13 protein-coding genes are annotated in these 12,580 nt (G+C 41.7%); 4 read left to right on the forward strand and 9 right to left on the reverse strand.

Annotated features, from left to right (window positions below; translation table 11 throughout):
* Nucleotides 1-24 precede the first annotated feature (24 nt).
* Nucleotides 25-549 carry a CbrC family protein gene (locus NST65_RS13755; RefSeq protein WP_211043063.1) on the forward strand — a complete coding sequence of 175 codons (525 nt, stop codon included), beginning with the start codon at nucleotides 25-27 and terminating at the stop codon, nucleotides 547-549.
* 44 nt (nucleotides 550-593) lie between these two features.
* Here NST65_RS13755 and NST65_RS13760 read toward each other — a convergent pair whose 3' ends face one another.
* The 7 genes from NST65_RS13760 to NST65_RS13790 all read right to left on the reverse strand — a co-directional run bounded on the left by NST65_RS13760 (nucleotide 594) and on the right by NST65_RS13790 (nucleotide 5,875).
* Nucleotides 594-776, reverse strand: a complete 183-nt coding sequence (locus tag NST65_RS13760) for a sporulation protein Cse60 (protein WP_024424881.1) — start codon at nucleotides 774-776, stop codon at nucleotides 594-596.
* Nucleotides 777-876: 100 nt separating this feature from the next.
* On the reverse strand, nucleotides 877-1,188 hold the full coding sequence (locus NST65_RS13765) for a rhodanese-like domain-containing protein (RefSeq protein ID WP_065214504.1): 312 nt from the start codon (nucleotides 1,186-1,188) through the stop codon (nucleotides 877-879).
* Between the two features lie 54 nt (nucleotides 1,189-1,242).
* Nucleotides 1,243-1,926: a YesL family protein gene (locus NST65_RS13770; protein WP_211043061.1), complete on the reverse strand. Its 684-nt coding sequence runs from the start codon at nucleotides 1,924-1,926 to the stop codon at nucleotides 1,243-1,245.
* A 24-nt stretch (nucleotides 1,927-1,950) separates the two neighbouring features.
* Nucleotides 1,951-3,240 (reverse strand): Gfo/Idh/MocA family oxidoreductase, encoded by a 1,290-nt coding sequence (locus NST65_RS13775; protein WP_342489002.1) that lies wholly within the window; start codon nucleotides 3,238-3,240, stop codon nucleotides 1,951-1,953.
* A 17-nt stretch (nucleotides 3,241-3,257) separates the two neighbouring features.
* Nucleotides 3,258-3,782, reverse strand: coding sequence for a lipoprotein YteS (locus tag NST65_RS13780; RefSeq protein ID WP_342489003.1), 525 nt, complete (start codon nucleotides 3,780-3,782; stop codon nucleotides 3,258-3,260).
* Nucleotides 3,779-4,891, reverse strand: coding sequence for a glycoside hydrolase family 105 protein (locus NST65_RS13785; RefSeq protein ID WP_342489004.1), 1,113 nt, complete (start codon nucleotides 4,889-4,891; stop codon nucleotides 3,779-3,781). The genes NST65_RS13780 and NST65_RS13785 overlap by 4 nt, the downstream gene beginning before the upstream one ends.
* 18 nt (nucleotides 4,892-4,909) lie before the next feature.
* On the reverse strand, nucleotides 4,910-5,875 hold the full coding sequence (locus NST65_RS13790; protein WP_024424886.1) for a sugar ABC transporter permease: 966 nt from the start codon (nucleotides 5,873-5,875) through the stop codon (nucleotides 4,910-4,912).
* 231 nt (nucleotides 5,876-6,106) lie between these two features.
* Here NST65_RS13790 and NST65_RS13795 point away from each other — a divergent pair, with 231 nt between their 5' ends.
* Entirely contained in the window at nucleotides 6,107-8,407 is a 2,301-nt protein-coding gene (locus NST65_RS13795) for a helix-turn-helix domain-containing protein (RefSeq protein ID WP_342489005.1), read from the forward strand.
* Between the two features lie 38 nt (nucleotides 8,408-8,445).
* On the opposite strand, the gene NST65_RS13800 is transcribed toward NST65_RS13795, so the two are convergent.
* Nucleotides 8,446-8,817, reverse strand: coding sequence for a winged helix-turn-helix transcriptional regulator (locus NST65_RS13800; RefSeq protein ID WP_003217763.1), 372 nt, complete (start codon nucleotides 8,815-8,817; stop codon nucleotides 8,446-8,448).
* Nucleotides 8,818-8,972: 155 nt separating this feature from the next.
* On the opposite strand from NST65_RS13800, the gene NST65_RS13805 reads away from it, so the two are divergent.
* Both NST65_RS13805 and NST65_RS13810 read left to right on the forward strand, forming a co-directional pair.
* Entirely contained in the window at nucleotides 8,973-10,160 is a 1,188-nt protein-coding gene (locus NST65_RS13805) for an MFS transporter (protein WP_335617902.1), read from the forward strand.
* Nucleotides 10,161-10,170: 10 nt separating this feature from the next.
* Nucleotides 10,171-11,013 (forward strand): aldo/keto reductase, encoded by an 843-nt coding sequence (locus NST65_RS13810; RefSeq protein WP_211043057.1) that lies wholly within the window; start codon nucleotides 10,171-10,173, stop codon nucleotides 11,011-11,013.
* A gap of 45 nt (nucleotides 11,014-11,058) precedes the next feature.
* Here the strand turns inward: NST65_RS13810 and NST65_RS13815 are convergent, their stop codons facing one another.
* On the reverse strand, nucleotides 11,059-12,558 hold the full coding sequence (locus tag NST65_RS13815) for an extracellular solute-binding protein (RefSeq protein ID WP_120208840.1): 1,500 nt from the start codon (nucleotides 12,556-12,558) through the stop codon (nucleotides 11,059-11,061).
* Nucleotides 12,559-12,580 lie beyond the last annotated feature (22 nt).

Below are 12,580 nucleotides of genomic sequence, written 5' to 3' on the forward strand. Positions count from 1 at the left end.
ACTTTCTACATAATGGAGGTTTAAATGACGTTACCTACGTTCAAGTACAACCCAGATCCAGTTTCGTTAAACGTGATCAAAAAAGAGCATACGACATGTCCTGTTTGTGAGAAAGAAAGAGATTATGTGTACCATGGCCCTTTTTATACTGTGGAAGATGTGGAGGGAATTTGTCCTTGGTGCATTAAAGATGGATCAGCAGCGAAAAAATACAATGGAACCTTTCAAGATGATGCAAGCTGTGATGATGTCGATCAAGAGGAATATATAGATGAGCTGATCTTCAGAACGCCAGGCTATCGCGGATGGCAGCAGGAATATTGGTTAAGTCATTGCGGAGATTTTTGCGCAATCGTCCAGTATGTCGGCTGGAAAGAGATTGTACATCTAGAGGAAGAACTCGCCGAGGATATCGAAGACATTTGCAGCGGCGAAGGATTAACAAAAGAGAACCTAAAGCAATGGCTCGTCAACGGAGGAGACTTACAAGGCTACCTCTTTCAATGTGTTCACTGCCACAAGCATCGTTTATATATTGACGCCAGCTAACCAAAGAAAAAGGACCCTTCAAGCAGGTCCTTTTTTGAAGCCGTCTATTTTTTATATAAAATGAGTGCAGAAAAACAGTAGAGCTGTTCCCCTCCCTGCTCACAGATCACCGCTACATTGTACTTGATGTCAATGATTTGGTCGTCATCCATTCCTTTTAAAAAATGATTGATTTCACTCTGCAAATCTTTCTCATGCTCTTCATCAAATACAGCTACCTTTAGCACCTATGCCACTCTCCCTTCTCTCGCTACTCTATCTTTATGCACATAGAAAGAGGCATATGAACAAAAAAACCTTTCATCGTTAAGATGAAAGGCCTTCTATTTACAGCTTCGGTTTTGTTTCTCCTGTCCAAGCAAGCATCCCGCCAACTACATTTGTCGCTTGGTAGCCTTGATCTTCTAGGTAATAGCAGACATTTTCACTACGTTTACCAGAGCGGCAAATAATATAATATTCCTGCGTTTGATCGAATGCATCCAGCTTCTCAGGGATATCGCCCATTCGAATGTGGATGGCTTCCGGGATCATCCCTTCTGCTACCTCTTCATCCTCACGTACATCGATAAGCTGAATGGCGTCTTCCTGCTCCAGCTTTTGTTTTAATTCTTCTATTGAAATTTCTTTCACTGACACGACTCTCATCTCTCCTTTTCATTACGGTGACACCATTATAGCAAATGATTCACTTCACTGCGTATTCACCCGCTTTGATTGAAGGAAAGACGGCAGCCGCTTCTTTACTTCGGCTGTCTCGTACTCAATTTCAAACTCTACCTTTTTAAAGACTTGATAGGCCAGCCACATATGACCATAGGCGAGTATGCTCACACTGAAAAACGGCACGATTCCCGGTAAATAAGCAAACAGAATAAACAGCACAGCAGAGAAAACAAGCATAGAGAGTGTATATTGCAAATATGAGATACCGAGCAGAAGAGAGAATTTCAGATAGAGACGTTTTTTCCAATCGTAATGCGCAAGCAGCGGAAAAATATAAAATAAGCTCACAATAAACAGAAAACCGAAAATATATATAGCAAAGCGAAGCACATGTAAGAGCCAGCTCGCCGGATAGATATAAGCAAGGTCGACATAAATAATCGTTCCAATGATGAACAGCACCACTCCAATGATGTTAGAGCGTATAAACTCCTCCCTGAATACCTTCCAAAAAGTGCGGAATACATTGACCTGCTCATGCCCTTGAATCCACTTTCTCATCACGGAAAATAATGCAGTAGTCGCAGGCATCAAGCCAAATACGCCAAGCCCCAGGATGGTGAACAAAAGCCATAACAAATTCGTATAGGCGAGCCTCATCACCCACTCACACATCCTCAGCATTCTGCTCATTGAACCATCATGATCCATCTCCTTCCCCTCCTCTCTTTCTCTTTACACCGTCTCTTTATGAAACAATTCATCGATTTCAATTGGGCGCTTTTCTACGACAGAGCGCCACATGCCTTCCCCAAGAGCAATCGAATAAGCACCAGCCTCTGCTCCTGCTAAGATGTCATAGTGAATCAAGGGATCTTTTCCTATAAATAAATCAGCCAAAAGCAGAGGATCTCCTCCGCCATGTCCGCCTGGCTGCTTTACGACTTCAATCGTCTCCTTTGATCCAAACATCGGGTAATAAGAAATTGTTTGTTCTGGGAATTGAAAAGGAATTCTTGATGGCACATGAAACTCATTTGTTTCAATACGCCCCTTCGTCCCATTAATGGCAAGACGATAGCCTTCATATGGGGCTGAGAATTGAATCGAATAGCTGAGCAAAGCCCCTTGGTCATAAGCGACTGACGCCACATATGTATCCTCAATATCAATTTCCTGATCAAAAATGCAGGCATCAGGGCGATAGTTTGAGTACTGCTGCGTTTGCTCCTGACCGGATTCAATATGGTCGTCCTCCACCTTCGAGCGCTCAACCCGCGGATTCCACCTTGCTTCATAGTGACATATATCCTTCACATGGCATGTTCCGCAAAATCTATTTTCCTCCCCCTGCAAGGGATTCCAAGGGCTTTCGCTGCCGTAATAGTTCAGCGCCCCGTAAGCAAATACTTGCTTCGGCTTTTGATCAATCCACCAGTTGACCAAATCAAAATGATGCGTCGACTTATGAATGGACAGCCCGCCAGAAAATTGACGTGTGCGATTCCACCTTTTGAAATAACTAGCACCATGGTACGTATCAATGAGCCAGCTCAGTTCAACAGATGTGACCCTTCCAATTTTCCCGTCTAAAATAAGTTCTTTTACTTTTCGATGGAAAGGATTGTAGCGATAATTAAAGGTGACCGTGACCTTCCCTTTACTTTCCGCCTCTTTTTCCATTACTTTTTTGGCGTCTTTTGCTGTTGTCACCATCGGCTTTTCAGTGATGACATCTAGATCATGGTCAAGTGCCTGCATGATATATGTGACATGGGTGTCATCCCTGCCTGCCACAATGACGATATCTGGCTTTGTTTCCTTGACCATCTGATCAAATGCATCTTCATGAAAAAACGAAACGCCCCGGAGTGATGGAAAACGCTCCTGACAAAGTATATACCGCTGATGATCTATATCTAGGAGCCCTGTAATCCGATAATGCTCATTGAAATCCTCTGTGAGCGGTTTAATAAACATATTGAACGCACGATGGCTCAGCCCGCAAATCACGACCCGTTTCACATTCCCCACCCCATTTTCTATTGGTTTTCACGAAACTGTTTCATAAGAGACAGCGCCTCTTCCGTCTTATCAGCATACACGGGAATGAAAGCGACCATATCTCGGTGTAGTTGAAAGGTATAGCCGTTTAGTTTTTTCTTTCCTTTATTGATTTGAACCGCATAATCGACCGTTTTCCCTGTCTTTTTGTCATCGACCGTATATGGTCCTGCTGCTTGACCGCCTATTTCCATCTCTTCAAGCAGCTGAAAGCTTTCAGGATCATCATATGTTCTAAACATTTCTTCTGGAACAAGCATCACGTCCCCCTCTTTTGAGGTAATTTCAACAAGAAGCTTTTCAGGAATCGCCGGAAAGATGTGGACGCTATACGTCTCTTGTTCCGGCTGAAAAGCCTTCGCCACTAATTGATCCTTCATCCCCTTTGACATATCAGAAAAAATCAGAACATCGATCCCGTTTGTTTTCCCCTGACAGGCAGATAAACAAAGGGCAGCGATGATACTGATGAGCCATACGGCGGCTCTTTTTTGCCTCCTCATGCCTTTTGAAAAACAGACAGCTTTTCTAGCTCAGTTAACGCCATAATAAAAGCGCCTGCCCCGTGCAAGTCATTAGTGCTCCGCTCTCTTCCAACGTAGTAATCATAAAATCCCGCAGATGTTCCAATACAAATATCATTGATGGTAAAATCACCATTTTCTTTCTCAGCCGTCTTATGCTGAATCAAGCCTTGATATGCTCTGACCACATGATCAACATAACGGAGACCTACATACCCTTCATTCATGGCCTTTGCCATGGCATACATGAATAAACACGATCCCGAGCTTTCAAGCCAATTGTCACTGTGATTTCCTTTATCAATGATTTGATGCCAGAGACCTGTCTTTTGATCCTGGTACTTTGCCACACTTTCCAGCATGTCTGTCAGCGTTTCCTTCCACACCTTCCGCCTTTCATAATGCTCGGGCAAGTCCTCGATCATATCTGCTAATGCAAGGACATACCAGCCAAACGATCTTGCCCAAAACTCTGGGGAACAGCCTGTCTTTTGATCAGCCCATGGCATCGTTTTTCGTTCATCCCACGCGTGATAATACAGACCTGTTTGTTCATCTTTCGTATGCTTTCTCATGAGATGCTCTTGATGGATGACCATATCCACTAGCGACTCTTCACCTTTAAGCTGAGCATACTTTAAGGCAAAAGGACCGCCCATGTAGAGACCATCGAGCCACATTTGATAAGCATAATTGTCTTTATGCCAAAATCCGCCCTCAGACGTGCGGTTTAGCGTACGATATAGTCCGCGCAGCTTCTCCGCCGCCAGCACATACCGCTTCTCTCTCGTTCGTTCGTAAAGAGGGAATAAAATGAGTCCTGCTTGAATGGCATCAAGCTCATCCCTGCGAAATAACAGATTACCGTACTCATCAATGAGGGAGTCCGCATAGTTTTTCACATAATCGAAATACGCCTCGTTCCCTGTTGCCTCATATAGCTTCATGACGCCGCAAAGGAAAACGCCTTGATGATAATGCCACCTTCCAGCTGGCGGCAGCTCAATCGGTGTATACGCCTTCATAATGGTTTGTGCTAATTTCTCTGCATGCTCAAGCGGTGATCCCTTTTCAATCGATAAAGTCATTCTTCCTCATCTCCCTTTTTAATAAATACCTTCTTCCCCGAATTTCTTCGCTAAACGGTTTGCCAGCATGACCAAAATAAGTCCAACAGCTGCTTTAAATAAACCAACAGCGGTACTATAGCTGAATTGTCCTTGCTTAAGACCTGCTGTATAAACGTACGTATCAAAAATCTCTGCTACTTCCCGGTTCGTTGCGTTCAGTAATAGATAGACATGCTCAAAGCCAAGCTCAAGCGTATCACCGATTTTTAAAATAAGCAGAACCACAATGACACTTTTAATGGCAGGAAGTGTGATGTGCCACATTTGTCTCAGTCTCCCGGCCCCATCCATTTTTGCTGCTTCATATAGCTGCGGATCTACCGCTGTAATCGCCGCAAGGTAAATGATTGTTGACCATCCTGCTTCCCGCCAGATGACCTGTAAAATATACATCGGTCTAAACCATTCCTGACTAAGAAGGAAGTTAATCTTTTCTCCACCAAAGAAAGCAATCAATTCATTCATTAACCCGCCATCTACTGTTAACAAAACAAAAGATAAGGACACGACAATCACCCATGACATGAAGTGAGGAATATAAATCATCGTCTGTACAAATTTCTTAAACAATGCCAATCTCACTTCGTTTAAAAGAAGCGCTAATAAGATCGGAATTGGAAAGAAAATCACGACATTCATGGCAAATAAAATCAGTGTATTTTTTAATAAGATGAAAAATGTTGGTTCTGTAAACAATCGAATAAAGTGTTTGAAGCCAACCCACTCACTGCCAAGAATGCCGAGAAACGGCTGGTAATCTTGAAAGGCAATGATGAGCCCCCACATTGGCACATATTTAAAAACAATAAAATAAATGAGCCCCGGCAAAATCATTAAATACAAAAACTTTTGACTTAGCAATTGATTAAGTAAGCGCTTTCTTTTTTCACTTTTCAAAGCTGCCGCAGGCACACCCTTGGCAGTGACATCCTCTGTTTTCATTGATAAAGCCTCCCCTCATGCTAATGCATGTGTTAACTGTATCTTAAGGATGAAAAATCCGTCTACAATCATATCAACAGATCATATTTTCATAGGTGATGCTGATCAAAACGTTACATAAAACATAAGAAAATGATCCTAATCTCAGAAAATGATTATTGACAAACCTACCAGATTTTTGGATTAATAAATTAAGGGGAAAAGATTGTTTTGTTTGAAATGGGGGGTTTTATGAAAAGAAGGCAGTACAAATTTTATTACAAGCTAGTGACGTTTTTTTTCATACTTAGTACGATTCCTGTTATCATTGTCGGCATTTTTTCTTATCAGCATTCGCAAAAAACAGCACTTGAAAATATCTCAAATGAAAAGCTCGACAGCGTCAAACAAACGCAATCCAATATTGAGCATATTTTAAAAACTGTTGATCATTCTCTCACTCACTATGTCAGTTCGCCGCCTCTCCTTCAAACACTGGCAGAACCTTTAAATCCAGACCAATTTCAGCTTTATAATCAAGTACAGCAGGAACTGAACTACCTGCAAACCTTTGACACCGACCTTTCCAATATTACACTCGTCAGTAAAATGGAAGACTGGTACATGAACAATTCGGGGCTTTATCATGTCACAAGCGAAGACCAAGAAAAAGCGCTGACCTCTTACCTCAATATACCAAGTCACTCCAGCTGGGCACTTGAAGAGAATAATCCACTTGTTGCGACAAAAGAAGGAAAAGCATCCTTTTGTAAGTACAATGTGAATTTAATCAAACAACTGCCTATGAACAGCGTTCAAAAAAAGGGAATCGCTGTCGCCAGCATTCCAAGCTGCGTAATTGCTGATAACATGCCTGACTTCTCTCAATCAGATAGTATGTTTGTCATCGATACCAACGGAAAAGTGCTGCTACATAACCGCAAAGAACAAATTGGTGAATCGCTGAAACATCAGGATTTCGTCAAGCATGTGCTCTCACTTGAAAAACGATCAGGGCAATTTGATATGAAGATCGACGAACTCAACTATCAAATCACATTTCAAAAATCAGATTATAATGAATGGACGTACCTATCCTTCGTTTCTATTCCAGAGCTTAAACAGCAAACGAAATCAATTGGGTGGATTACCTTTATTATCTGCACTATTTTGTTAGCGCTTTCATTACTATTTTCATGGTTTGGTTCCAGACACTTTTATAAACCAATCCGCTTATTATACGAGTCATTTGCACGTAATGAATCATTTTTGCAAAAACAGCCTTTTCAAAATGAATTTGAGTTGATTGAATCGAGTATTAAACAAATGAAAGATCAAAACAATGATTTAGAGGAACGGATTGAGCAGCAAGTGACACACTTACAGCAATACTTTATGGTACGGCTGCTACTTGGAAAGCTGACAGATGAAGAAGTTAACAACCGGTTCCAAAGCTTAGGCTTTCCTCAGGGCTGGTCTCATTTGTCTATGCTTGTGACCCAAATCGATACGTTAAAAGGAACACCTTATGAAAAAAAAGATGCTGACTTGCTTTTATTTGCGATCAATGGATTGATCGAGCAGATTATTCCGCAAGAGGAGCACCTTCAGCCAACCGTTGTCAATCAGCATCAAGCAACGATTATCCTCAACCACTCAAAGTCAGATGAAGAGTTTACTGAATATTTAAATCAATTAGCAGAAAGCATTCAGCAGCGTATTGAAGAAGAGCTCGGTTTATCGATCAGCATTGGGATCAGCCGCCAGTTTAAGGAACTCACGATGGCAAAACATGCTTACATTGAAGGAAAAGAAGCCTTAAAATACAGACTCAAAGCAGAGAAAAAGTCCATTATCTTATATGAGCATATCCAGCAAGGAAAGACGTTCAAAACCCATTTTCCAAAGCAGCTGCAGCATGATTTATTTGATGCGATGAAAGCTGGCGATCAAGGCAAAGCGGATCACTATTTACATGTGCTCCTGCAATCCATTTTTTCTAAAAATGCAGGACCGCACGAATACCATATCGCCCTCGCTCGTTTCTTAAACAATTTAATTGAGCTGATGCATTTGCTGGGCATTGAATTATTTGAGATTGAAGATAACAAAATGCTCTATGATACGATTTTTGAATTTAAAACCTTTGAAGATACGGAAGCATGGCTGAAACATGAAATCATTCGGCCAATTATTGACCAGCTTGCTGCACGTGAAGACTCACAATACAAAAACATCTCAGAAAAAATCATTCATATCATTCATCAAGAATTCGACTCAGATCTCACATTGGATGAAATCGCCACCCGCCTGCATTACAATCCCAATTATTTAAGCAGCATTTTCAGAAAGGAAATGGATATCTCCTTTAGTGAATATCTCTCTTCCTACAGACACCATGTCGCTAAAAACTGGCTTGTAGAAACCGATATGTCCGTCAAAGAAATTTCGGAAAAACTGAAATATAAAAACCCGCAAAATTTCATCCGATCCTTTAAAAAGCTGGAAGGTACAACTCCTGGGAAATACCGCGACCAGAAAAAAGGCATGTAAGACAAAGAGTCCCGCTCTCACAAGAAAGCGGGACTCTTTTATTTAAACTGTTCATTTAAGATGCTGTCTTCCAGCACGGAAAGCGGCTCTCCATACACACGTTCAATATGAGCTGCCCCCCAATCGCATAGCGCATTGAGAATTCTTTCGAGCGACTGTCCGTATTCACTTAATTCATATTCCACTTTAGGCGGCACCTGTTCATAGACAATCCGGTTAATGACCCCATCACTTTCAAGCTCTCTCAGCTGCTGCGTGAGCATTTTTTGTGTGATGTTTGGCATGAGCCGCTTCAATTCGCTCGTCCGTTTTTTCCCGTGTGTCAAATGACATAAAATCACACACTTCCACTTCCCGCCTATGACCTCAAGCGTTGCTTCCACAGAGATATTATATTTTTTCTTTTCCATCGAATGTTCACTCCTCTCTGTACGAACAGGCACTTTTTAGTACCTATATTACAAAAAAGTACGTACTTTTTTTTTCGTCATCTATGTTAGATAATAACTCTTGCCGATCGGCTTCGTCTATCAAAATGTCATCACAGAAGGATGTGAACTTACTTATGAAGAAAAAGCAAAACCATTTTGCTCTTCTCGCACTAGCGATTAGTGCTTTTGCTATAGGAACAACTGAGTTCATTAGTGTCGGTCTTTTGCCAATGATCTCAGAGGACTTTGGAGTGAGCGTCAGTCAGGCAGGCTGGACTGTCTCTTTATATGCACTTGGTGTGACATTTGGCGCGCCTATATTGACTTCCCTTACTTTCACGATGAAAAGAAAGACATTGCTTTTGCTCATTATGCTCGTCTTTTTGATTGGTAATACACTTGCCACCATTGCCCCGACTTTTTCAGTGCTGTTAATCGGCCGGGTGATTTCAGCCTTGTCCCATGGAATCTTCATGTCCATCGGTTCTACGATTGCTGCAAGCCTTGTCGTGAAAGAAAAACGGGCAAGCGCCATTGCCTTTATGTTCACTGGTTTAACAGTAGCGACTGTGACAGGTGTGCCATTCGGGACATTTCTTGGTCATGAGCTCGGCTGGCGGACATCATTTGGTGTGATTGTGATCATTGGTCTGATCGCACTGATAACCAACTATTTTCTTGTGCCGTCTCAATTAAAGCAGGGGGTGAAAACATCTTTTAAGGATCAAGCTGTTCTATTAAAAACAAAAAGAATTCTGCTTTTATTCGTCATTACAGCCACAGGGTATGGAGGAACCTTTGTCGTCTTCACGTATTTATCTCCTCTCTTGCAGCATGTGACAGGTCTTGCGCCTGGGGCTGTGGCCTTGATCCTGCTTTTATACGGAATCACGATCGCAGCCGGAAATGTCATTGGCGGAAAAGCTGCTAATGAACAGCCAATGAAAGCACTGATCTATATGTTTATCATCCAAAGCATTATCTTGTTTATCCTTAGCTTCACTGCTGGATTCACAGTGTTAGGCATTGGAACCGTCATGCTGATGGGACTGTTTGCTTTCATGAATGTACCTGGGCTGCAAGTAGCCGTCGTTGATTTTGCAGAAAGATACACACCCGGAGCGGTCGACGTCGCATCTGCTATGAATATCGCTGCCTTTAATGCCGGGATTGCCATTGGCTCATTTTTAGGCGGCATCGTGACAGATACACTTGGTCTTGTGCATACAGGCTGGGTCGGCGGCATCATGGTCCTCATCGCAGCCATTCTTACGATGATCAGTTATCAAATGGAACAAAAAGAACAAACACAAACCATTTAAAGGAGTTTTTATGATGGAACATTTACAAAGTACAAAAACATTAAACAATGGGGTCCTCATGCCAGGCTTTGGCCTTGGTGTATTCAAGGTGGAAGATGGAGCAGAATTAGTTGATGCTGTCAAAACAGCCATTCAATTAGGCTATCGCAGTATTGATACAGCGGCTATTTATGGAAATGAAGAAGGTGTTGGACGAGGCATACAGCTTGGTTTAGCAGAAACAGGACTGCGCCGCGAGGATATCTTTGTCACATCAAAAGTGTGGAATGCCGATTTAGGATATGAATCTACCCTAAATGCATACGAAGAAAGCTTAAAAAAGCTTCAGCTTGACTACCTTGATCTGTATTTAATCCATTGGCCGGTTGAAGGAAAATACAAAGAAGCTTGGCGTGCACTGGAAACCTTGTATCGTGAAGGAAAGGTCAGAGCCATCGGAGTGAGCAACTTCCAGCCGCATCACCTAGACGAACTATTAAAAGATGCAGACATCAAACCAGCGATCAACCAAGTAGAATTTCATCCAAAACTAACGCAGGAAACACTCTCTACGTATTTGAACTCTCATGGCATTCAAATGGAAGCTTGGTCACCGCTGATGCAGGGTGAACTGCTGCATCACCCGCTGATTACAGAGCTCGCAAACACATATGGTAAAACACCTGCTCAAATTATTTTGCGCTGGGATGTACAAAAAGGTGTCATCACCATCCCAAAATCAACGAAAACACATCGTTTAAAGGAAAACGCTGATATATTTGATTTTGTCTTATCTGATGAAGATATGAAACGTCTTTCTGACTTAAATGAAAACAAACGTATAGGTCCAGATCCAGATAACTTCGACTTTTAATGAAAACACCCCCGCTTTTTTGCTTTGCGGGGGTGTTCCTATTGGTCATTTTGATTTTTTAAAGGAAGCTTCATATTCTTCTATGATTTTATTCCCACCATTGGATTTCCACTTCTCTACATCCTTCTGAAATTGATCTTCACTGATGTCTCCAAGAATGAACTTATACGTCGCATCATCGATGATTTTCTTCAATTCGTTTCCACGCTCTGATGCTGTTTCTGAATACAGGCTTTCAGCAGGATTGGCAACGATGATGTTTTGATTGTCTTCTTCTAGCTCTTCATATTTAGAACGAACTGCATCCCCTTTATTTTTCAAGTAACGTTTATCAATTCCTACAAGACTGACAAGCGGCTGTACATCTGTCTGCCAGCTTTTCACTTGGCTTTCTTCCCTGACAAATGTATTTCCTTCTTCTTTCTTATAATGCTGGCCATCTATACCGTACGTCATGAGACCATATACATCTTCTTCGGCAATGCGGTCAAAGAAGGCCAAAATCCGCTTTAATTCTGCCTCTGATTTCACGCTTGTTTTAGGGAATGCGAAGATGCCATTATGACCACCTGATGCCCACACACGTTCTTTGCCATCTGGGCCTTTGATTCGGTTGATAATATCTACTTTCATGTTTTTATCTGTCGCATCATCTCTCAGGTTCACGGCATCTACCATATTTCCAACATAGATGCCTGCTTTTCCTTGTGAGAATAATTCCTGCTGCTGTGTTTTGCTTGTCACTGGGAAGTCTTTGTTAATATAGCCATTGTCGCGCAGCTTTTTCATGTATTTCATTGTATTCATGTACTCATCTGTCATAAAGTCTGGCGTGAATTTCCCGTTTTCTTCTTTCCAGTCTGTGGGCATTCCTTCATATGAACCAAGTGTTTTAAATGCGCCATAAATTAAATCGTTCCGATCCGTAAAGCCAATTGTATCCGCTTTTCCATTTTGATTCGGGTCTTTTTCAGTAAAGGCTTTGGCTACTTCATATAGATCATCCAATGTTTTTGGTGTATCCAAATTTAAATTTTCAAGCCAATCCTTTCGAATGACAATCCCTTGTCTTGAAAGTGGTCTCTCTCTATAGATGCCATAAAGCTTCCCGTCTATAGAGGCGTTTTTATTAATCAATTCGTTCATCTTACTTAAATTTGGATAATCCTTTAAATACGGACCGACTTCCCAAAACATGCCTGATCTGAACGCATTAATCGCAGACGAATTTTTAATGTCTTGAATCGTCACAATTTGCGGCAAATTCCCTGCTGCAAGTGCGGAATTTAACCGATCTTCCTTCACAGCATCAGGCACCCATGTAATATCAAGCTCTGTATTTGTGAGTTTTTCAATCTCTTTTAAAACGGAATCCTTCGGCGGCTGCTGATGATATAAAATCGCCATCCATGTCAGCTTTACCTTTTTGTCTAGATCAACCTTCTCATCTGATGAGTTTGCCCCTTTACTTGAACATGCTGACAGAATACCGCTTGCTGCAAATAACAGGACAAACGCAATCAGCCATAATTTCTTTCTCCCCATAAGATCCCTCCGTTGTTCCATC

It is taken from the genome of Bacillus sp. FSL P4-0248 (assembly GCF_038593305.1).
GTDB classification, from domain to species: Bacteria; Bacillota; Bacilli; order Bacillales; family Bacillaceae; genus Bacillus; species Bacillus safensis.